The organism is Streptomyces sp. S4.7 (assembly GCF_010384365.1).
Taxonomy (GTDB): domain Bacteria; phylum Actinomycetota; class Actinomycetes; order Streptomycetales; family Streptomycetaceae; genus Streptomyces.
This window is the reverse complement of record NZ_CP048397.1, coordinates 4,689,255-4,710,391: the sequence shown is the minus strand read 5'-3', so window position 1 is coordinate 4,710,391 and position 21,137 is coordinate 4,689,255. Positions and strand designations below refer to the sequence as shown.

The following is a 21,137-nucleotide window of genomic DNA, read 5'->3' as shown; positions in this document are numbered from 1 at the left end:
CCGCGGCCGGCGTGTCCGTGTCCCGCACCGGCGTCGTCACGCGCCGACCTCTCGGCAGGCGCGGTAGAAGTCCTTCCAGCCGTCGCGCTCGCGCACGACCGTTTCCACGTACTCCTGCCAGATCACCCGGTCCGCCGCCGGGTCGCGGACGACGGCGCCGAGGATGCCGGACGCGACGTCGCCGGGGCGCAGGACGCCGTCGCCGAAGTGCGCGGCGAGCGCGAGGCCGTTGGTGACGACGGAGATCGCCTCCGCCGTGGAGAGCGTCCCCGAGGGGGACTTGATCTTCGTACGCCCGTCGGCCGTGACGCCGTCGCGCAGTTCACGGAAGACCGTGACGACCCGGCGGATCTCGGCGATGCCTTCGAGACCGCCCGGCAGGTCGAGCGAGCGCCCGATCTGGTCGACGCGCCGCGAGACGATGTCGACCTCCGCCTCGGCGGTGGCGGGCAGTGGCAGGACGACGGTGTTGAAGCGGCGGCGCAGGGCGCTCGACAGGTCGTTGATCCCGCGGTCGCGGTCGTTGGCCGTGGCGATCACGTTGAACCCGCGCACCGCCTGGATCTCCTGCCCCAGCTCCGGGACCGGCAGCGTCTTCTCGGACAGGATCGTGATGAGCGAGTCCTGCACGTCGGCGGGGATGCGCGTCAGCTCCTCGATCCGGGCGGTCATGCCCTCCGCCATGGCCCGCATGACGGGACTGGACACGAGCGCGTCCCGGCTCGGGCCGTGGGCGAGCAACTGCGCGTAGTTCCACCCGTATCGGATGGCCTCCTCGGGCGTGCCCGCCGTCCCCTGCACCAGCAGTGTCGAGTCTCCGCTGACGGCCGCGGCCAGATGCTCGGACACCCAGGTCTTCGCGGTGCCGGGAACGCCGAGGAGAAGCAGCGCCCGGTCGGTGGCGAGTGTGGTGACGGCGACCTCGATGATCCTGCGCGGGCCCACGTACTTCGGTGTGACGACCGTGCCGTCGGGGAGCGTCCCGCCGAGGAGATACGTCGCGACCGCCCACGGCGAGAGCCGCCACCGGGCCGGCCGGGGCCGGTCGTCGGCGGCGGCCAGCGCCGCCAGTTCGCCGGCGAAGGCGTCCTCGGCGTGCGGTCGCAGGACCTCGGCGCCGATGGCCTCGCCGACCGTCGCGGCGGTCGTCGCACTCGTTTCGGGCATGGTCATGGATCCCCCTCCAGATCATTCGACCGGGTGTGGGATCCACGGTGCACCATGCCACTGACAATCGACCGTTTCCGCAGGTCGGGGCCGATTGTCAGTGGGGCGGCCTAACGTCGTGGGCATGGATGAAGCGGGGGTGCGCTGGACGACGGAACAGGTGCTGGCGCTGGCGCCTGACGACGCGTCACGCAGGGCGGGGGCCAGGCTGAGCGCGGCCGGGCCGTGGTCGGAGGCGGGCAGCAGCGGCGAGGGGGCCGTATGGGGTCTGTGCAAAGGGAGCGGGAAGAAGCCGTATCAGACGGTGATAGATACGAAGGGCCCCGCGTACAAGTGCAGTTGCCCGAGCCGGAAGTTCCCGTGCAAGCACGCGCTCGGGCTGCTCATGCTCTGGGCGGCCGAGGGGGAATCGGCCGTCAGGACGGTCGTGGACGTGGGGGAAGGTCAGGCGCCGGACTGGGCACAGGAGTGGCTGGGGGGCCGCCGCGAGCGGAGCGAGGAGCAGGCGCGGAAGGCGAAGGACGCGGCCGGCGGGGCGGCCGGGCAGTTGGACCCGGAGGCGGCGAGGCGCCGTGCGGAGCGCAGGGCGGCCCGGATCACGGGCGGGGCGCTGGAGCTCGAACAGCGGCTGGCGGATCTGCTGCGCGGGGGCCTGGCGGCGGCGGAGCGGTCGGGATACGGGCTGTGGGAGGAGACGGCGGCCCGCATGGTGGACGCGCAGGCTCCGGGACTGGCGGCGCGGGTGCGGGAGTTGGGTTCGATTCCGGGCTCGGGGGCGGGCTGGCCGGTGCGGCTGCTCGAAGAGTCGGCGCTGCTGCATCTGCTCGATCTGGGCTGGCTGGGGATCGACCGGCTGCCCGCGCCGCTGGCGACGACGGTCCGTACGCGGGTCGGGCTCCCCTCCCCCGCCGACGGCCCGCCCGTCAAGGACCACTGGCTGGTCCTCGCGCAGTACGACACGTCGGACGGCAAGATCACCACGCGCCGGATCTGGCTGTACGGGCGGGAGTCGGGGCGTACGGCACTGGTGCTCGGGTTCGGCGCGGCGGGCCGCTCGGCGCAACCGGCGCTGCCGGTGGGGTTGGTGATCGAGGCGGAGCTGACGCCGCACGCGGGGGCGGGGCAGCTGCGGGCCGATCTGGGCGAGGAGGTGGGCGTTCCCGCGGGGGGCGGGGCGCCTCCGCCGGGCGGGACGACCACGGCGGCGGTGGAGGCGTACGGCTCGGCGCTGCGGGAGGACCCGTGGCTGGAGTCGTGGCCGGTGACGCTGACCGGTGTCGTGCCGGTCCCGGAGGAGGACGGGTGGCAACTGGCGGACGCGGACGGGGAGTCGGCCCTGCCGATCGCCCCCGCCTCGCTCGGGCGGCCGGGCCTGTGGAAGCTCGTGGCGCTGTCGGGCGGCGGCCCGGTCACGGTCTTCGGCGAATGCGGTCATCGCGGATTCACTCCGCTCGCCGCGTGGTCGGCGGACTCCCCGGAGACGGTCCGGCTGACATGACCGGCCCCCGGCGACCCGGGGCCGTCCCCGATCGCCGGACAGGCCTGAGGCGCCCGCCGGAGCGGCTGTCCCTTTATCTGTACGAACGGAGGCATCCGATGACCCGCACCACCCTCTGGGAAGAACTCGTCACGTCGGCCCTGCTCGGTACCGACCGGCGCACCCCGCCGGCGGACGTCATGGCTTCCGGCCAGGACGCGCCCGGCGCGCTGCTCGACGCCGCCGCGCTCCACACACTCCGGCGACGGGCGGGTCTGCTGCCCGCGCGCGCCGCCGCCCGGCCCGAGCCCGCGCCGCACGACGACCGCCGCGAACTGCCGGAGCCCGCGCGCAGGCGCCTCGCCCAACTGCTCGCCGACCGCTCGGCCCCCGCCGGTACGGGCGGCAGACGCGGCACGGCACCTGATCTGACCGAACTGCTCCCGCAGTGGCTCACGACCGCGAACGACCAGGGCTACCGGGCCCCCGCCGCCGCGCTGCCGGCGCTGCTCGACGCCGCGCGCGGGCGCAACGACCTGCGGCCGCACGCCCTCGCGTTCGCCGGACCGCGCGGGCTCTGGCTCGCGCGCTTCAACCCGGACTGGAAGTTCGCGCTGCGTGGCGCGTCCGGCGGCGCCGTCCTGCCGGGCGCCGGGGACACCGGGGCCGTGGCGCGGTTGTGGGAGCAGGGGCTGTTCGCCGAGCGCGTCGCCCTGCTGGCGGCCGTCCGCGCGCAGGACGCGAACGCGGCGCGGGCGCTGCTGGCCACGACATGGCCCACCGAGCGCGCCGAGGACCGGCTGATGTTCCTCGACTCGCTGCGCGCCGGGCTGTCCGACCTCGACGAGCCCTTCCTGGAGGAGGCGCTCTCCGACCGCAGCCGCAATGTCCGCGCGACCGCGGCGGAGTTGCTGTCCGCGCTGCCGAACTCCGCGCTGGCCGGGCGGATGGCGGCGCGGGCGGCCACCTGTGTGAGCCTGGACCGCACCGGCGGCCCCACGGGCCCGCCCGTCGTCGTCGAGGCGCCGCACGAGTGCGACGCGGACATGCAGCGCGACGGGGTGAGCCCGACACCACCCAGCGGACGGGGCGAACGGTCCTGGTGGCTGGGCCAGTTGGTGGAGGCGACGCCGCTGTCGGTCTGGCCGGGGCGGCTCGGGGACCGTACGCCCGACGAGATCGTGACGCTGCCGGTCCTCGACGGCTGGACCGACGAACTGCACGCGGCGTGGTGCCGCGCCGCCGTCCGCCAGCGGGACCCCCGTTGGGCCCGCGCCCTGCTGGGCCCGCCGGCCGCGTCCCCGGCCACCGGGCCCGGGGCGTCGTCCCTCGCGGAGCGGGCGAAGCTGCTCGCCACCCTGCCCGCGGCCGAACGGGCCGGCTGGGTGGCCGAGTTCATAGCGGCGCACGGCCTCTCGGAGGCGTTCCAGCTCCTCGGGGTCTGCGCGGTGCCGTGGTCCGAACCGCTGGGCCGCGCGGTGGTCGACGCGCTCGACATCGCGCGGGACGGCGGGAGTTACCCGTGGAGCTTCAGCGGTGTGATGGGTCTGGCGGAGCGCTGCCTGAACCCGGCGGAGGCGTCCCGGCTGGAGATCCTCACCGCCACCCCGGACGAACCGGAGGGCGCGTCACCGGGAGCGGGCGGCTACTGGTCGGAGGCGTTCCAGCGCCTGGTCTCCACGCTGCGGCTGCGCGCCGCGATGCTGTCGGAACTGACGACCGGGGGCTGAGGACTCGATGGGAAGTGACAGCCCGTGCGGCGACCGAGGGGCGGTGGACGCGACCCGGCCACCGCACCACGCACCGCCCACTGCGCACCGCCCACTGCGCACCACCCACTACGCACCACCCACTACGCACCACCCACTACGCGCTACGCACCCGCGGGCTGCCGGACATTCGCGTTCACCCAGTCGACGATCGATGTCGTCGTCGCACCGGGCGTGAAGATCTCCGCCACGCCCTTCGCCTTCAGGGGCGCGATGTCCGCCTCCGGGATGATGCCGCCGCCGAAGACCTTGATGTCCAGTGCGTCGTGCTGGTCCAGCAGATCGATGACCTTCGCGAACAGCGTGTTGTGCGCGCCGGACAGGATCGACAGGCCGATCGCGTCCGCGTCCTCCTGGAGAGCGGTGTCCACGATCTGCTCGGGCGTCTGGTGCAGCCCGGTGTAGATGACCTCCATACCAGCATCCCGCAACGCTCGCGCGATGACCTTGGCCCCGCGATCGTGGCCGTCGAGACCCGGTTTCGCCACCACCACTCGGATCGGACCGGTCACACCCATCACTGCCTCCACATACCGACTTCGTCGTCATTGGCACGGGTCCCCGTACCGGCGAGGGACGGAGATGTGAACGAACGTTATCTCCAGCATCTCCCACCCGGCTGTTTCGCGGTGGCCGGGGAGGGGGAAATCACACATTGGGACATGTTCACTCTGCGTCGTGCCGGCCCCACCCGGTACGGGAGCCGCAAGGGAGCCGCTTCCCGTGTGGCGTAGGGAGGTAGGTCAATGAAGATCCCGCCTTTCTCCGAGCTCTTCTCGCCCTTTCCGTCCGTGGTCCGGCGGCCGGCGGCCTGGGAGCTGCCCGTCACCCTCCTGCGGGCCTCGGCCCTTGAGCTGGCGATCCTCGCCGGGCACCTGGTCCTCTATCCGGGTGGTATCACCAAGGAGCGCCCCGCCCCCGAGCTGCCGCCCGAGGCGGCCGAACTGCCCACAGAGGGCCGCTCACGGCCCCCGGTCCTGCTCCTGCACGGTTTCGTGGACAACCGCTCCGTCTTCGTCCTGCTGCGGCGCTCGCTGGCCCGGCACGGCTGGCGGCATCTCGAATCCCTCAATTTCTCGCCGCTGACCAGCGACATCCGGCTCGCCGCCGAGGTGCTGGGCCGGCACATCGAGGAGATCTGCGCCCGTACGGGGCACCGCGAGGTCGACATCGTCGGCCACAGCCTCGGCGGACTGATCGCCCGGTATTACGTACAGCGACTGGACGGCGACACGAAGGTGCGGACCCTGGTGACGATGGGCACCCCGCACGCCGGTACGGCCGCCGTCCCGCTCGCGAGCGCGCACCCCGTCGTCCGGCAGATGCGCCCCGGCTCGGACCTGATCGAGGAGCTCCGGGAGCCGGCGCCCGGCTGCCGGACCCGGTTCGTCAGCTTCTGGAGCGATCTCGACCAGGTCATGTCGCCGGTGGGCTCGGCCCGCGTCGAGCACCCGGACCTCGTCGCGGAGAACGTGGGCGTGACCGGTATCGGCCACCTCGCGCTGCCGGTGCATCCGGCCGTCGCCGCCGGTATCCGTTATGTCCTGGAGCACGACGGTGACGACGACCTCGCGGGCCTCATCGAGTCCGCCGAATGGGCGGGGAGCTGCGCGGAAGACGCGGAGGACCAGTCCGGCGGAGCGATATCGGTGGCGTGACGCCCCGAACGCCGACATCGAAATCGGTTGCGCCCACACCCGATTCGATGTCGGTTCGACACCTCACCGACACCCTTGAAATCGAACAATCTTCGAACGTAATGCCAAAGCTGCGCCCGCAGTTCGCCGAAAGACGGCCGAATGCCCGTTTCCAGAGCGCCCGGAAGCCGCCGAAGATTGTCGCCGTCGCATACCGCCGGGTACAGTCGCGGCCACTGCTTTCCCTTCTGGGTCCCACCGTTCGTCAAGGCGGCCCCAGGAGCCTGGTCCTGCTGCCGAGGCGAGAGAGAAGTTGGTGAACGACCAGCACCCCCACGCCGGATACGCCGCCCACGACGGCTACTCCACAGGCAGCTTCGACAGTGACCCGCTCTTCGGCGCGCTTCCGGGCACGAGCCCGGGGGGCACGGTCACTTACGAGACGGACCACAGCGGTCAGTACGACTCGGCGCAGTGGAAAGCGGGTTACGAGGGTTACGACCCCTACGCGACGCAGGCGCCCCAAGCACCCCAGGCTCAGTACGAGGCGTACGACGCCTACGCGGCACAGCCCCAGCAGCCGTACGACACGACGGGGCAGTGGGACGCCAGCGCCTGGAACGAGGCGAACCAGGCGGCCGGTTACGGTTACGACCAGACCGGCCGGAGCGCCCCGGCCGACCAGTGGGCGGCGCCCGTCGCCGACACCGGCGCCTACGACGCCACCGCCTGGAACTCGGGAGAGCCGGCGGTCCAGCCGGACGTACCGTTCCAGGCCGAGACTCCCACGGCTCCGTACTACGGCGACTCCGCGACCCACGAGTCCCACGAGGCGGCTTACGAGCCCGCCCCGTACGAGTCGGCCGCGTACGACCTCGAGGTCGGGCAGCAGCACGAACCCGCGTACGACCAGCCGGAGTTCACGCAGGCCGAGTACGCGCAGCCCGCATACGAGAGCGGCCAGGAGCACGAGTACGACACGCCCGGTCCGGAACCTGAACAGGTGTCGGAATCGGATGCGGCCCCCGAGTGGGACCACTCCGAACACGCGGACCATCTGGTCGGGGCCGCGGCCGGCGCCACCGTCACCGCCGCGACGATCACCCCCCGCCCGGTCCGCCGGGCGGCCGGCGGCAGCCGTGGCAGGCGCCGTACTCCGGCGAAGCGTTCGGCCCTGCTGACCATCGCCGTCCCCTCCGCCTGTGTCATGGGCGTCGCCGGCATCGCCGCCGCGTCGGTCGGCGGACTCGGTGCCGACGAGACGAAGAACGACTCGACCGCCGTCACCGCCGCGGACGCGACAGCGCTCAAGCCCGCCGCGGTCAACAACAAGCTCGACACCCAACTCGCCGCTCTCGACGCCGACGCGCGTGACTTCGGGGACCGTGCCAGCCGCACCCAGGAGCGCATCGACCTCAAGGAACGCCAGGCGGCGGAGAAGAAGAAGCGCGAGGAGGAGGCCGCGGCCCGCGAGGCCGCTCGCCCCAAGTTCGCCATCCCCGTCGCGAATCACGCCCTCAGCGCGTACTACGGCCAGGCCGGCGTCAACTGGATGTCGATGCACACGGGCATCGACTTCCCCGTCTCGTACGGGACCCCCGTGATGGCCGCGACGGACGGCACCGTCCGTACGCAATGGAACGGCGCCTACGGCAACATGGCGATCGTGACCGCCCCCGACGGCACCGAGACCTGGTACTGCCACCTCAGCAGCACGAAGATCCGCTCCGGAACCGTCAAGGCCGGGGACGAGATCGCGTACTCCGGGAACTCGGGCAACTCCACCGGCCCCCACCTGCACTTCGAGGTACGGCCGGGCGGTGGCTCCGCGATCGACCCGCTGTCCTGGTTCCGCAGCCACGGCCTCGAACTGTAACAAGCGGGCCGTTCCGCGTTCTCCCCGATCCGCTCCTCGCCCGGCACCGACGCGGCGGGCTCCTCGGCCCGCCGCATCCGTCCGCCCGCGCGTCCCGCGCCCCGCCGCCCGTTACAGCTTGTCGACCGGCGCGTACCGCAGCAGCAGCCGCTTCGGCTTCGAGTCACCGAAGTCGATCGTCGCCTGGGCGTCGGCGCCCGACCCCGTCACCGTGACGACCGTCCCGAGCCCGAACTGGTCGTGCGTGACCCTGTCCCCCACCGCGAGCGAGATGACCGGCTTCTCGGTCGCGCGCCGCGTGGCGAAACCGGCGGGGCCCGACCGCGAGCGGGACGCGGACAGCGAGGACGTGATCCCCGACGTCGGCCCGGCGGGGGCGGCCATCGGGCCGGTGCGCTTCCACGTCAGATGCTCGCCCGGAATCTCCTCCAGGAAGCGCGACGGCGGATTGTACGAGGGCTGGCCCCACGCGCTGCGCATCGAGGACCGGGTCAGATAGAGCCGCTCGCGGGCGCGCGTGATGCCGACGTACGCCAGCCTGCGCTCCTCCTCCAACTCCTTCGCCTGGCCGAGCGCGCGCATGTGGGGGAAGACGCCGTCCTCCATGCCCGTCAGGAAGACGACCGGGAATTCCAGACCCTTCGCGGTGTGCAGCGTCATCAGCGTGATGACTCCGGAGCCGTCCTCGTCCTCGTCGGGGATCTGGTCGGAGTCGGCGACCAGCGCGACCCGCTCCAGGAACTCGGCGAGCGTCCCGGACGGGGCCGCGACGGGCGCGTCCGCCCCGGCCGGCGTCTCCACCCCGGCCGCCTGTGCCCGCTCCTGCTCGAATTCCAGTGCCACAGCGGCCAGTTCCTGCAAGTTCTCGATCCGCGTCTCGTCCTGCGGGTCGGTCGACGCCTGCAACTCCGCCAGATAGCCGGTCCGTTCCAGCACGGCCTCCAGGACCGTCGCCGGACCGGCGCCGGACTCGACGACCGTACGCAACTCCTCCATCAGCGTGTTGAACCGCTTCACGGCGTTCGACGAGCGGGCCGCCATGCCGTACGCCTCGTCGACCCGGCGCAGCGCCTGGGCGAAGGAGATCTTCTCCCGGACCGAGAGCGCGTCGATCATCGCCTCGGCCCGGTCGCCGATGCCGCGCTTGGGCACGTTGAGGATCCGGCGCAGCGGGACACCGTCCTCCGGATTGGCGAGCACGCGCAGATAGGCCAGCACGTCGCGGACCTCCTTGCGCTCGTAGAAGCGCACGCCGCCGACGACCTTGTAGGGCAGGCCGACGCGGATGAAGATCTCCTCGAAGACACGCGACTGCGCGTTCGTCCGGTAGAAGACGGCGACATCGCCCGCCTTGGCCTCGGACGCGTCCGTCATGCGGTCGATCTCGTCGGCGACGAACTGCGCCTCGTCGTGCTCGGTGTCCGCCACGTACCCGGTGATCAGGGCGCCCGCTCCCGCGTTCGTCCAGAGATTCTTGGGCCGCCGGCTCTCGTTGCGCTCGATGACCGCGTTGGCCGCGCTGAGGATCGTCTGCGTGGAGCGGTAGTTCTGCTCCAGCAGGATCGTCGTCGCGTCCGGGTAGTCCTCCTCGAACTGGAGGATGTTGCGGATCGTGGCGCCCCGGAACGCGTAGATGGACTGGTCCGCGTCACCGACGACGCACAGCTCGGCCGGGTCGTGTCCCTCGCCCGCGGGGCCGACCAGCTCACGCACCAGGGTGTACTGCGCGTGGTTGGTGTCCTGGTACTCGTCCACCAGGACGTGGCGGAAGCGGCGGCGGTAGTGCTCGGCGACGTCCGGGAACGCCTGGAGCAGATGGACCGTCGTCATGATGATGTCGTCGAAGTCCAGGGCGTTGGCCTCGCGCAGCCGCGCCTGGTACATCCGGTACGCCTCGGCCAGCGTCTTCTCGAAGGGGTCCGTGGCCTGGCCGGCGAAGGTCTCCTCGTCGATCAGCTCGTTCTTCAGATTCGAGATCCTGGCGCTGAACGCCTTCGGGGGGTGGCGCTTGGGGTCGAGGTCCAGATCGCGGCAGACCAGGGCCATGAGCCGCTTGGAGTCGGCCGCGTCGTAGATCGAGAACGACGACGTGAACCCCAGCCGCTTCGACTCGCGGCGCAGGATCCGCACGCAGGCGCTGTGGAACGTCATCACCCACATGGCGTTGGCGCGCGGTCCGACGAGTTGTCCGACGCGCTCCTTCATCTCGCCCGCGGCCTTGTTGGTGAACGTGATCGCCAGTATTTCGCCCGGATGCACGCTGCGGGTCCCCAGCAGATGCGCGATCCGGTGCGTCAGCACCCTGGTCTTGCCGGAGCCCGCGCCCGCCACGATGAGCAGCGGCGATCCGGTGTGCACCACGGCGGCGCGCTGCTCGTCGTTCAGCCCTTCGAGCAGCGCCGCCGGGTCCACGACCGTGCGCGGCGCACCGTCTCGGTGGTACGCATCCCTGGGCGGGGGCACGTCGAACTTCCCTCCGAAGAGATCGTCGGGCACCTGTTCCGGAGCGGTGTCCTCGGGCGGCGGCGGAGGCTCCTCGGCCGAGGGCTGGAGGTCCGCCAGGAAGCTGTCGTCAAAGAGGCTGCTCATCGCTTCCTGAGTCTAGGGTGCCGCACTGACAGCCCGCCGCCACATGGCCTCGCGGGGGCACCAACGAGCGTTTGCGTCAAAGGTCACGAAAATGTATCGGGCATATCGACCATCAACCTTCACAGCGGCACCACAGATTGGCTAGCGTGCACGCCGAGGCCGTCCGTACTCCATCGGCGATCAGCGCCAAGCGGGCTGCCTGCGCCGAATCCGGGCTTCCCGAAGGGAGTCAGGAACCGGGGACCCACCAAGTTCCACCGGGGTGAATCGGGCCGTGTTCCCGGCCCGTAGGGCAGCCTTCCGTTCCGCCCGAACCCGACAGCTAACCCGGTAGGCGGTCCACGGAAGGAGATGCCGACCTTGGCGTCGCATCGCAAATCGCGCAGCCGTACCGGCGTGCGCGCGAACACACCGGCCGTCGGGTTCACGACGGCCGCACTCGCCTCGGTCACGCTTCTGTCGACACAGAGCGCCACCGCCGCGCCGGCGGAGCCCAAGCCCTCCATAGAAGAGGTGCAGAAGAAGGTCGACGACCTGTACCGGCAGGCCGGTACGGCGACACAGCAGTACAACAAGGCGAAGGAGGCGACCGACACGCAGCGCAAGTCGGTCGACCGGGTCCTGGACGACGTCGCCAAGAGCGCCGACAAGGTCAACGAGGCGCGACGCTCCCTCGGTACGTACGCGGCGGCGCAGTACCGCGCGGGTGCGGTCGGTCCCACGGCCGCCCTGATGTTCGCCGACAGCCCGGAGTCGTACTTCGAGCAGACCCAGCTGATGGACCGGCTGACCGACCGCCAGCAGGAAGCCGTCGAGGACTTCCAGAAGGAGCAGCGGTCCGCGGCCAAGCAGCGCGTCAAGGCGACGAAGAGCCTGGAGACGCTGACTCAGTCGCAGGCGTCGCTCAAGGCGGGCAAGCAGAAGGTCCAGAACAAGCTCGCGGCGGCGCGTTCGCTGCTGTCGGACCTGACGGCCGAGGAGAAGGCGCGGCTCGCCGCGCTGGAGCGGAAGAAGGAGGAAGAGGCCCGCCGCAAGGCCGAGGCGAAGGCCAAGGAGGAGGCCGCGGAGCGCAAGCGTCAGGAAGAGGCGCGGCAGGAGGAGGCCCCCGCCACCGGAGGCGGCACGGACACGGGCTCGGGCGGCGGCTCGGGAGCCACGGACGGTACGTACGCGGCCAAGGCCGAGAAGGTGCTCGCGTTCGCCCGCGCCCAGATCGGCAAGCCGTACGTGTGGGGCGCCACCGGCCCCGGCTCGTACGACTGCTCGGGGCTGACGGGCGCCGCCTGGAAGGAGGCGGGGGTCCAGCTGCCGCGTACGACCTGGGACCAGGTGAAGGTCGGCAAGCGCGTCGCCACGGCGGACCTGCTCCCCGGCGACCTGGTGTTCTTCTACGACGACATCAGCCACGTCGGCATCTACAAGGGCGACGGCAAGATGATCCACGCGCCGAAGCCGGGTGCGAACGTCCGTGAGGAGTCCATCTACTACATGCCGATCTACGGCAGCGTGCGCCCGGCCTGAGCGGGTCGCCCCGCCGGGCCGTCGAGGAACCAGACGTCGATCGGGTCCATCTCGTCTTGTTCGGCGCATCCCACGGTCACCAGCGCGCGGCCGTCCGGGGTGAAGGCGCCGACGCTCGGCCCGGACGACAGCCGCAGCACGCGGCCGTCGCCGCCGAACAGGACGTCGCCGACGTCCGACGACATGAACGCGAGCGGTCCGCTCGCGGTCCACACCGCACGCGCGGTGATCACCGACATCGGGTCGGTGGCGACCATGCCGTCGGGCGCCCGGTCCGGCCGTATCGGCCCACCCGCGGTGAGGGCCGGCGGCAGGGACGGGGATCCGGACCGGGACTCGTGCGGGGACGGCGTCAGCACGCACAGCGCCGGGTCGTCCTTGCCGTCCGCCCCGACGGCGAGGAACCCGGTGCCGTCCGGCGCCACGGCCATCGCGTGGATCGTGACCAGCCCGGTGTCCGCCTCGGCGAGCGCCGCGCCGCCGTCCGCCTCCCGCACCACCAGCCGGCTGCCACGGGCGTGCGCCAGCAGCCTCCCGGCCGCGTCCAGGGCGACGGGACCCTCGCCCTCCCAGCCCGCCCCGTCCGGACCGGGCGCGCCCGCCAGGACGTGTCCGGTCCGCGCGTCCAGGACGGCCACGGGACCGCCGCGCAGCCGCCCCACGGCCACCCTCCGGCCGGCCGCGTCGTAGGAGAACCGCACGGGGAACGTCGATGCCCACGAGGTCGTCCTCCGTCTCCTCCTCGTCACTGTCGTCCGCCCCCGACCCGCCCGGCCAGATCTCCTCGGGGTCCAGCGTCCACAGCCCCTCCCCGGCCGACGACCAGGCGTGCCAGCGGCACTCCACCGAGGCGGCCACGGTCGCGCCGTCCGGGAGATCCGGATGTCGAGCGGATTGTCGTGGTAGTCGGCGCCGTCGAGGAAGCTGGTCAGCGGACCGTTCGCGACCGTGCTCCAGCCGACGACGTCGCCGCCGTTGTGATGCCACTCGGCCACCGCGCCGAACACCAGCCGCCGCAGACCGGACGGGGCCGCCACCGCGATCGCGCCGTAGGGGAAGGAGGCGACGCCGTCGGTCAGCGCGTACCCCGAGGGCGTGTGCACGCGGTCGTTCGCCTCCTCGTACTCGTCCCGGTCCGCCTCCGGCTCGGCCGGGACCCGGGCCGACTCCACGTCGACCAGCCGGCCGAGCCTGCGCGTCCCCGCGAGCGCGTGGTACGGCCGTACGTCACCCGACAGCCACTCGGCCCACCACCGGTCCGGCATCGGCCGCTGCTCCGGCGACCAGCTCCGCAGACCGGTGGCGACGGCCGCCGCCTGCGTCTCGTCCAGGGCTTCGAGCAGCGGGCACAGCCGATCCCAAAGCGACCTGGAACACGGCCCCTTCAGCATTTCCCCGAGAGTGGTCATGGGAAGAACCTACGCGCGCCCACTGACACCTCGGGCCCGTCCCCGGACCTCTGTACCACCGCTCGCGCGTCGCGTGTGCCGGTGTCATCGGATCGATCAAGTTCTGCACGGGACTGTCGAATCCGGTGGGATCCCGGCGGCCACAATCCGTCACCGAGCCACCGGCTCCGGGCAATTGCGGCCATGCCGCCGCGCTGCCGTGACGACCGCGCCTAGCGTCCTCACGTCAGGAACCGCACGGAACAGAGCCGGAACGAAGGATGTGGACGCCCTCGTGGCAGCGCACCGCCGACCCCGATCGAAGCACCGACCGTTGAGCGGCCGGTACGGCCGCACGGCGGCCACTCTCGCCCTCGCGGGGGCCGCGACGGCCACCGGGCTCGAAGGCTCCGCACACGCCGAGCCGCGCCTCACGCCGGCGCAGGTGGAGGCGAAGGTCGACAAGCTCTACCACGAGGCCGAGGCAGCCACCGAGAAGTACAACGGGGCGAAGGAGAAGGCGGACGACGCGCGCGCCTCGCTGGACGGGCTGCGCGACGAGGCCGCCCGGCGGACGGAACGGCTCAACGACTCGCGCAACGCGCTCGGTTCGATCGCCACCGCCCAGTACCGCGCGGGCGGTCTCGACCCCGCCGTACAGCTCGCCCTCAGCTCCGACCCCGACGGGTATCTGCGCGGGGCCGCGCTCGCCGAGCGGGCCGGCTTCCAGCAGGCGCGGGCGGTCAGCAAAATGCGGGCGCAGCTCGGGAACATCGGCCGCCTCCGCACGAAGGCCGACGCGAAGCTCACCGAACTGAAGAGTCGTCAGGCCGAGCTGGCCACCCACAGATCGACCGTCCGCGGGAAGCTCGACGACGCCCGGAAACTGCTCGACCGGCTCACCGCCGCCGAACGCGCGCGATACGAGGGGGGCACCGGGTCGGCCGACCCGCGCGCCGACCGCTCGCGGAGCCGCCCGGGCACTGCGGCGGTGGCCGCGCCCAACGCCCGCGCCGCCGCCGCGATCGCGTACGCGCGCGGGGCGATCGGCAAGCCCTACGTGTGGGGCGCGACGGGGCCCGGCGGATTCGACTGCTCCGGGCTGACCCAGGCCGCCTGGCGCGCCGCCGGAGTCGCCCTCCCCCGCACCACGTACACGCAGATCAACGCGGGCCGGCGGGTCTCCCGCTCCCAGCTCGCCCCGGGCGACCTGGTGTTCTTCTACTCGGGGATCTCGCACGTCGGGCTCTATGTCGGCGGCGGGCAGATGATCCACGCCCCTCGGCCCGGCGCCGGGGTCCGGATGGCCCCGATCGACCAGATGCCCTTCGCGGGCGCCACCCGCCCCGCCTAGGTCCTGTCGTCGAACTGGCGTCTGGCTCACGACGCCCGGCACGCACGCCCGCCGCGTTGTCGGACTCGCCCACGTACGCCCGGTACGGATGCGATCCTCCCTCTTGCGATCACACGCACCGGACGCCGTGAGCCCCGCCCGGCGGGCGGACGACGCCGGTGTGAAGACAGGACCTGGACCCGGCCGGTCGCCGGAGGCGCCCACCCGGCCCAAGCCCGGATGCCTTGCCGCGCCCGCCGCACGACGATGAGGCCATGGGACACGGACGGGCCCGCGCGGCGGCGCTCACTCTCGGCGCGGTGCTCGTCCTGGCACCGGTCGGTGTCACCCCCGACGGCTGCGGCGACCTCTCCGGCGGCCGGCTCTGCGTCGAGGGCCCGGTGGGCGGCGAGGGGCGTTTCACGACGCGCTACGTACAGCACGGCAGCGACGGCGCGACGGGCCCCGGTCCGGAGGTGCGGCTCGGTTATCAGCGCAAGGACGCGCGGATCACCGCGTTCCCCGGCTGGTTCGGCACCGTCCGTACGGAGAGCGGCTCAGCCGCGCTGACCGGCACGCTCGACACGGCGCCCGGCGAATGCGTACGCGGCCTGCTGCACCACGACGGCCGGGACCACGTCACCGAGTGGCTCTGCCCGGACTGAGGCCGCGAGCCGACACGAAGGACGAGGGTGACGACTGTTCCACCGCCGCCGCTTCCACATCCCGCCCCGATGCCGATCTGTCGTCGTCCACACCTGATGGCTGATCCGTGGGGACATCCCCCAGCCAAACCCTGCGGCCCATCTCGTCCAGCTCTACCTTGAGGCGCTCGCACTCCGGGATGGCCCGGCGGAGCAGCCTCCAGTACTCGGGGCCGTGCCCCGCGACCCGGATGTGCGCCAGTTCATGGGCGATCACGTAGTCGACGAGTTGAGCCGGCAGCTGAAAGACAGCCCAGTGCAGGGCCATCCGTCCCCCACCCGCAGCATCATCGCCTGCCCGGTAGGTTCCCCAGCGACGCCCTACATCCCGCACCGTCACAGCGGGCTCGGCCACGTCCATCCGTGCTGCCCAGGGTTGAAGGCGCCCTTGCGCCCAGTTCAGTCCCACCTTGCGGTACCAGGACGTGACCGCGCGGTGCGCCGTCCGCACGTCCGCAGCCGTGGCCCGGTCCATCCGTAGCCGTCCGGCGGACAGGCGGACCGGTGCGCCCGGCTCGTCCACCACGAGCAGCCGGTACTCACGCCCCAGGTACCGATACGTCTCACCCTCGGTGAACGTACGCGTCGGGTGGACCGGGCGCAGCTGATCACGCAGGCGAAGCTTGCTGTCGATCCACTCCCGTCCGGCCCTCACGAACGCCGATGCCCTCTCGGACTCACACTCGGAAGGCGCCCTGAGCGTGAGTGAGCCGTCCCGCTCGACCGTGAGCCCGAGCTTCGAGCGCCGGGCGCTCAACCGCACCCGGAGTACCCGGCCGTCGGCCACCAGCACCTGCCCATCACTGAGCAGCTGCCGCTCGGCAGTCCGAAGCTCTGGCGGATAAGACATGCCCCTAGTGTCCCCGCCCCTCCGACCGGAACGCGGCGGCGTGGTGCTGCGCGTACCCGGCGAGTGAGTTGGAGAGGTCCGTCAGCTGCCGCAGCCCACCCTCTCTCGGCCGGATCCTGTTCTCCTTCAGAAGGGTCCAGATCCCTACCTGGAGGTCGTCCAGGCTCGTCTCCTGCTGTGCCCAGGCCGCACTCGATACGTGTGCCGAGATCAGACAGGACAGGTTCACCGTCAAGGTCCGCAAGACCTCCTGGTCGGGCAGATCGAAGGCCGGATGTGCGGTCAGTTGATCGCACACCTTCGCGAAGAGCCTTCGCTCCATCGGTGTCAGGTCCGACAGCGCCGGATCGGCCTGCTCCGCCTGCCGTGCTCGCTCGATCAGCGGTCCCAGCTCCCGCTTGATGTCCGCCCAGCGCCCTTCGAAGTCGTCCAGTACCTTCTGCAACTCCTCGGAAAGCGTGCGATACACCGGCCGGTCGTCGCCCTCCGTCCGTTCCTGGAGGTGGTAGCGGAGGGCCTGTACCTGTTCCGCCGCCGATTCCCGCATGTCCATACGCCCCACGATCTCGTCGAAATCGGGATCGAGGATGGAGACCGGGGCGATCGCCTGTGCGATCTCGGGCAGTACCAGGTGATCGGCGATGAGCGCGCGCACCTTGCGCCCGTAGCCGCGCATCGAGTAGATCCCGCCCGGCTCGTCGCGGTAGTGGGTGCGGAGCCGCTGCTGGAGCTGTGTCCACCGCCGGGCGTGCGGCAGCAGTTCCAGTGCTGCCTCGTGTGGCAGTACGCGCTCCATCGCGTCCAGGAACGCGCCGAGCAGCCGGTCGTACTCCGCCCTCTCGTGCGGGTCGTGCAGAGCGAGCATGGTGTGTGCCATCCGCCCGGGACCGTCGAGACCGCCCGTGCCGAGTTTCTGGAGGAAGCGCCGGAGCTGGTGGGCCGCTCCCGCCATGCCGGGGACTTCCGAGGCCAGGCTGCGCAGCCCGTCGAGCACCGGTGGGTCACCCCGGTACGCGGCGAGGGTGACGGCGAGGTTGTCGAGCACGCCGTAGTAGTCCACGACCCGCCCCTCGCGCTTCAGCCGTGCGGGCCGGTTGACGCGGGCCACCGCCTGGAGCAGTTCGGCGTCCTGGATGGGCCGGTCCAGATACAGCACCTGCTCGATGGGCGCGTCGAAGCCGGTCAGCAGCATCGACTTCACGATCAGGAAGGCGATCGGCGGCTTCTCGACCGGCGCGCCCGGCAGTTCGTCGCTCCACGGATTCAGACCGATGGCGCCGCCCGGCTGCGGGTCGGTCGCCGGCGGATGCTCGACGACCCACGGATTGTCCGGCGGAAGCTCGGGAAACGGCTCCAGGAATCTCTCGACGTGCTCCTCCTGGCTCCGCGGATCGGTCCACTCCCGCCACAGGCCGCTCTTGCGCTCGTCCCCTTCGGAGATCACCGGTACGAAGTCCATGCGCCGCAGCACTTCCTGGAAGTGCCAGGCACGCAGCAGCAGAACCTCGTCCTGCGTGTACTCCTCCGGCTTCTTGCGCCGCAGCTCCTCACGCGCCTCGGGGCCGAACTCCCGCCTCACACGGGCGAGGAGATCAGCGCGCGCCTCGCGCAGGGCGTCCCGGTAGTGCACGGCCGCCCGCCTGCTGACCGCCGCGACCTGCGCCTTGAAGCCGCCGGTGAGCGGACCCCTGACGTAGTGCGCCAGCATGTCGACGGCCTTGGCCCGGATCATCGGGAAGGACTCGGCGACGTCCCGGCTCGTGGGCCTCGTCCCCTTGCGCGCCTTGTCCCGGTCCTCCTCACGTACGGCCGCGATGAGATCCTCGAACGTGGCGTCCATGCCCTCCTTGGCCTCGATCACGGCGCGCCCCGTGCGCCCTTCGTACCGGACGGGGACGACGACCTTGTCCTTCTCGGCCTCCTCCATCCGGTACGAGTCGAGGAAGGTGTTACCCGGCTCCAGACCGAAGATCCGGCCGGTGTCGGTCAGCTTCCCCTTCATGATCGGCGTACCGGTGAAGCCGATCCGGGCGGCATTGGGCACGGAGTCCCGCAGACACGCGTGCAGCACGGAGGTGTGCGAGCGGTGCGCCTCGTCGACCAGGACGAGAACGCGAGTCTCGGTGCTGCACTCCGTGAACCTGCGCCTGACCTCCTCGGTCGTGGCCTCATCGGGTGTCGGGGCAGCGACTTCCTGCGGGTCCTCACCTGCGGCGATACGGTCCTGCGCCCGCCGCAGCTCTGCCTCGAAGTCCCTTTCGTCACCGTCGGTCTCCCCGACGAGACCGGGCACCCGCCCCAGGTACTTCTGGATCATCGCGAAGATCACGGCCCGGCCGCCGGGCTTGCCCGCCCGCCGGAGCATGCCCTCCACATCGGGCTGGGAGTGGGCGATACGGATCGTGCTGCCGCTGACCCGTACAGCGGCCGACAACTGCCGCTGAAGCTGGACGCGGTCGGTGACGACGAGCAGGGTGAAGCGATTCAGCTCGGGGTCACGGCTCATGTGCAGCCGCCGGGCCAGGAAGGACATGGTGAGGCTCTTGCCGGAGCCCTGGGTGTGCCAGATGACGCCGCCGCGCTCGTCGTCCTCGGCGCCGGACTCGCCGCGCTTGCGGCCGGTACGCAGTTTCCGGACGATCTTCTCCACGGCCCGGTACTGCTGGTGCCGGCAGATCGCTTTGACGGTGACAGGGGGCTCGCCCGTCTTCGTCTTGACCGGCAGCTCGAAGACGTAGTGCCGGATGATGTTCAGCAGATTGCGGGGTCGCAGCGTGGCCGCGATCAGCTTGTGCTGACCGGTCAGCCCGGCGTCGCCACGCAGGACCTTCGTCGCCTCCAACTCGGCACGCAGAGCCCGCTCGTCGGCGTAGTCGGGCTCGACACTGCGCCAGGCCGCGTAGTGCTCCTCCGAGGAGGAAATCGTGCCGAGCGCGGCGGTCTTCCCGCTCGCGGCGATGAGCAGCTGCGCGGAGGCGAACAACTCCGGTACGCCGCCGACGATTTCGCTGCCAGTGCGGCTGCCGCTGGTCCGCCCGTCGTCGCCGAGCGGATCCCCGGCGTACCTCCGCAGGTCCCGGACGGCGTCGCCGATGGCGTTCCTGCTGTGAGGGTTCTTGCACTCGACGACCGCGACGGGGATGCCGTTGACGAACAGGACGAGATCGAGGACGGAGTGCTTGCCGTCGGCCCGTAGGACGCGGTACTGGTCGACGACGAGGAATCGGTTCCGCTGGAGTATTTCGGTGTCGCTCAGCCCCTCCCACTCCCAGTCGAGGTACTGGACGAGGTAGTCCTGATCGCCCGGCCCACTCATCGGCGTACCGCGCAACAGAAGTGCTGTCGCTGCGCCGTTGGCCTTCAGCAGCGACTCGGTCGCCACGGTCCTGGCAGCCCGGCGGAGTGTGTCGACGGCCTGCTCGGCTTCTCCGTGACTCATCCAGGAACTGCCGTTCCCAGGAAGGCGGTTCAACCGTCGCAGGGCTGCGGAGAGACGTTTGGTCAGCAGTACGTCGCTGTCGTACGCGCGCTCGTCGGCGTCGAGGTCTGGGCCGTGGATGTGCTCCCAGCCCATGGCCTTGAGCTGCTCGACAAAGGGCAACTCCACTTCGTCCCGCTCCGCCTGCTCCACCGCGCTCCGTAACATCCGCTCCGCGCCCCTCTGAACCGAAACCGTCCGCCTGTTCGCCCATTCTGCGTCAGGGGATCGGATGTTGGGCAAGGTCACGCGAAAGCCCCTGGCAGGACCAGGGGCTTTGGGGGTGTTCGCGGTGTCTGAGCGGCAGCTCAGGCGTGGAGTTCGCCGTGCTTGACGGCGGAGATGAACGATGACCAGCCGGCCGCTGGGATGAGCAGGGCGGGGCCGTGGGGGGTCTTGGAGTCGCGGACGGGGACGCCGGAGGGGTGGTTGTCCAGGACCTCGACGCAACTGTCCTTGTCGGGGCCGCTGTACGACGACTTGCGCCAGCCGCTCAGCGTGGAAGCGGCCTGGATGGTTTGCTCACTCATGGTGTCCATAGTCCTTCGCTGTCGCCCTCATCAGGGCAAGTGACTCCCTCACCGGCAGTGCATCGCCCATTGCGAGAGCGTAGGCCCCTTGAAGCCCCTCGACCAGAGCTGGGGAGTCATGCACCTTGCCCATGCGCACCCCTTCGGAATAGGCCACCGGAGGCTGGTCCTCGAACCACATCAGCGTCATCATTCCTTGCAGGAGCGGGTAAGCGCCCAGACCGAGCGGCATCACATGCACGCGAACACGTCCACACTCAGCCAAGCGGACGATGTGCGTGATCTGCTCTGCCATCACATCTGCGCCGCCGATCGGGCGACGGAACACCACCTCGTCCAACAGCGCCCACACTACGGGCGTTACCGGGTCAGCGAGGATCTTTGAGCGTTCAAGGCGCGCGACAACCGCCTTGTCACGCTCCTCCTCCCCCATCGGAGGGAAGGCGGCCCCCAGAACCGCACGCGCGTACCTTTTCGTCTGGAGAATTCCGGGCACGAAGGACAATGCAAACTCACGGATCATCGTCGCTTGTTGCTCGAACTGGCGGGCCGATTCGAAGTGGTCGGCAATGGCTGAGTCATCCTGCGGCAGGAAGCTGCTGAGTACGTCTCCCGTGTTCAGCGCTCTGTCGAGACGGCGAGCATCCTCTTTGGAAGGCACGCGGCGCCCGGCCTCGATGTGCGAGATATGCGAACGCGTCATCACTGCCGCGTCGGCCAAAGCTTGTTGGGTCAGACCGGCCGCTTCGCGCTGTTGTTTGACCCAGTCTCCGTAAGTGCTGCCCATGGCTTGACTCCCCGTGCGACAAACGACTTGT

At 71.0% G+C, this 21,137-nt stretch carries 15 protein-coding genes and 1 riboswitch; of the genes, 7 read left to right on the top strand and 8 right to left on the bottom strand.

The features are described 5' to 3' along the window. Positions 1-36 precede the first annotated feature (36 nt). Positions 37-1,173 carry an AAA family ATPase gene (locus tag SSPS47_RS21160; protein ID WP_164252441.1) on the bottom strand — a complete coding sequence of 379 codons (1,137 nt, stop codon included), beginning with the start codon at positions 1,171-1,173 and terminating at the stop codon, positions 37-39. A 118-nt stretch (positions 1,174-1,291) separates the two neighbouring features. On the opposite strand from SSPS47_RS21160, the gene SSPS47_RS21155 reads away from it, so the two are divergent. Continuing rightward, a complete protein-coding gene (locus SSPS47_RS21155) occupies positions 1,292-2,665 on the top strand; it encodes an SWIM zinc finger family protein (protein WP_164252440.1) in 1,374 nt (457 codons plus the stop codon). A 98-nt stretch (positions 2,666-2,763) separates the two neighbouring features. Continuing rightward, positions 2,764-4,374, top strand: a complete 1,611-nt coding sequence (locus SSPS47_RS21150; protein ID WP_164252439.1) for a DUF5691 domain-containing protein — start codon at positions 2,764-2,766, stop codon at positions 4,372-4,374. A 143-nt stretch (positions 4,375-4,517) separates the two neighbouring features. Here the strand turns inward: SSPS47_RS21150 and SSPS47_RS21145 are convergent, their stop codons facing one another. Then, positions 4,518-4,931: a cobalamin B12-binding domain-containing protein gene (locus SSPS47_RS21145; RefSeq protein ID WP_147874271.1), complete on the bottom strand. Its 414-nt coding sequence runs from the start codon at positions 4,929-4,931 to the stop codon at positions 4,518-4,520. Between the two features lie 228 nt (positions 4,932-5,159). Here SSPS47_RS21145 and SSPS47_RS21140 point away from each other — a divergent pair, with 228 nt between their 5' ends. After that, entirely contained in the window at positions 5,160-6,071 is a 912-nt protein-coding gene (locus SSPS47_RS21140) for an alpha/beta fold hydrolase (protein ID WP_164252438.1), read from the top strand. A 295-nt stretch (positions 6,072-6,366) separates the two neighbouring features. Next, entirely contained in the window at positions 6,367-7,926 is a 1,560-nt protein-coding gene (locus SSPS47_RS21135) for a M23 family metallopeptidase (protein WP_164252437.1), read from the top strand. A gap of 111 nt (positions 7,927-8,037) precedes the next feature. Here SSPS47_RS21135 and pcrA read toward each other — a convergent pair whose 3' ends face one another. Beyond that, positions 8,038-10,515: a DNA helicase PcrA gene (gene pcrA / locus SSPS47_RS21130; RefSeq protein ID WP_164252436.1), complete on the bottom strand. Its 2,478-nt coding sequence runs from the start codon at positions 10,513-10,515 to the stop codon at positions 8,038-8,040. A 192-nt stretch (positions 10,516-10,707) separates the two neighbouring features. After that, a riboswitch (cyclic di-AMP (ydaO/yuaA leader) is annotated at positions 10,708-10,868 on the top strand. Between pcrA and SSPS47_RS21125 the strand changes: the two genes are divergently transcribed. After that, positions 10,867-12,036 (top strand): C40 family peptidase, encoded by a 1,170-nt coding sequence (locus SSPS47_RS21125; protein ID WP_203557893.1) that lies wholly within the window; start codon positions 10,867-10,869, stop codon positions 12,034-12,036. (Overlaps the previous riboswitch by 2 nt.) Here the strand turns inward: SSPS47_RS21125 and SSPS47_RS21120 are convergent. Beyond that, complete coding sequence (locus SSPS47_RS21120; RefSeq protein WP_164252434.1) at positions 12,012-13,445, bottom strand: hypothetical protein; 1,434 nt, start codon at positions 13,443-13,445, stop codon at positions 12,012-12,014. The genes SSPS47_RS21125 and SSPS47_RS21120 overlap by 25 nt on opposite strands. A gap of 274 nt (positions 13,446-13,719) precedes the next feature. Here SSPS47_RS21120 and SSPS47_RS21115 point away from each other — a divergent pair, with 274 nt between their 5' ends. Continuing rightward, positions 13,720-14,778 carry a C40 family peptidase gene (locus tag SSPS47_RS21115; RefSeq protein ID WP_203557892.1) on the top strand — a complete coding sequence of 353 codons (1,059 nt, stop codon included), beginning with the start codon at positions 13,720-13,722 and terminating at the stop codon, positions 14,776-14,778. Positions 14,779-15,032: 254 nt separating this feature from the next. Beyond that, the gene (locus tag SSPS47_RS21110) at positions 15,033-15,422 is read left to right on the top strand and encodes a hypothetical protein (RefSeq protein WP_147874278.1); all 390 of its coding nucleotides are present in this window, start codon (positions 15,033-15,035) and stop codon (positions 15,420-15,422) included. On the opposite strand, the gene SSPS47_RS21105 is transcribed toward SSPS47_RS21110, so the two are convergent. The 4 genes from SSPS47_RS21105 to SSPS47_RS21090 form a co-directional block, all read right to left on the bottom strand. Beyond that, entirely contained in the window at positions 15,397-16,311 is a 915-nt protein-coding gene (locus tag SSPS47_RS21105; RefSeq protein ID WP_239064999.1) for a SprT family zinc-dependent metalloprotease, read from the bottom strand. The two genes, SSPS47_RS21110 and SSPS47_RS21105, sit on opposite strands and share 26 nt — an antisense overlap. Before the next feature lie 4 nt (positions 16,312-16,315). Next, positions 16,316-19,957: a type I restriction endonuclease gene (locus tag SSPS47_RS21100; RefSeq protein WP_164252432.1), complete on the bottom strand. Its 3,642-nt coding sequence runs from the start codon at positions 19,955-19,957 to the stop codon at positions 16,316-16,318. A 140-nt stretch (positions 19,958-20,097) separates the two neighbouring features. Next, a complete protein-coding gene (locus tag SSPS47_RS21095) occupies positions 20,098-20,319 on the bottom strand; it encodes a DUF397 domain-containing protein (RefSeq protein WP_164252431.1) in 222 nt (73 codons plus the stop codon). After that, a complete protein-coding gene (locus SSPS47_RS21090; RefSeq protein ID WP_164252430.1) occupies positions 20,312-21,106 on the bottom strand; it encodes a helix-turn-helix transcriptional regulator in 795 nt (264 codons plus the stop codon). Before SSPS47_RS21090 ends, SSPS47_RS21095 begins: the two co-directional genes overlap by 8 nt. Between the last annotated feature and the right edge of the window lie 31 nt (positions 21,107-21,137).

Coding starts and splice junctions, on each gene's coding strand:
- SSPS47_RS21140 (WP_164252438.1), top strand. CDS start 5,160: ATGAAGATCCCGCCTTTCTCCGAGCTCTTCTCGCCCTTTCCGTCCGTG.
- SSPS47_RS21120 (WP_164252434.1), bottom strand. CDS start 13,445: ATGACCACTCTCGGGGAAATGCTGAAGGGGCCGTGTTCCAGGTCGCTT.
- SSPS47_RS21095 (WP_164252431.1), bottom strand. CDS start 20,319: ATGAGTGAGCAAACCATCCAGGCCGCTTCCACGCTGAGCGGCTGGCGC.
- SSPS47_RS21105 (WP_239064999.1), bottom strand. CDS start 16,311: ATGTCTTATCCGCCAGAGCTTCGGACTGCCGAGCGGCAGCTGCTCAGT.
- SSPS47_RS21110 (WP_147874278.1), top strand. CDS start 15,033: ATGGGACACGGACGGGCCCGCGCGGCGGCGCTCACTCTCGGCGCGGTG.
- SSPS47_RS21150 (WP_164252439.1), top strand. CDS start 2,764: ATGACCCGCACCACCCTCTGGGAAGAACTCGTCACGTCGGCCCTGCTC.
- pcrA (WP_164252436.1), bottom strand. CDS start 10,515: ATGAGCAGCCTCTTTGACGACAGCTTCCTGGCGGACCTCCAGCCCTCG.
- SSPS47_RS21090 (WP_164252430.1), bottom strand. CDS start 21,106: ATGGGCAGCACTTACGGAGACTGGGTCAAACAACAGCGCGAAGCGGCC.
- SSPS47_RS21155 (WP_164252440.1), top strand. CDS start 1,292: ATGGATGAAGCGGGGGTGCGCTGGACGACGGAACAGGTGCTGGCGCTG.
- SSPS47_RS21160 (WP_164252441.1), bottom strand. CDS start 1,173: ATGACCATGCCCGAAACGAGTGCGACGACCGCCGCGACGGTCGGCGAG.
- SSPS47_RS21145 (WP_147874271.1), bottom strand. CDS start 4,931: ATGGGTGTGACCGGTCCGATCCGAGTGGTGGTGGCGAAACCGGGTCTC.
- SSPS47_RS21100 (WP_164252432.1), bottom strand. CDS start 19,957: ATGTTACGGAGCGCGGTGGAGCAGGCGGAGCGGGACGAAGTGGAGTTG.
- SSPS47_RS21125 (WP_203557893.1), top strand. CDS start 10,867: ATGCCGACCTTGGCGTCGCATCGCAAATCGCGCAGCCGTACCGGCGTG.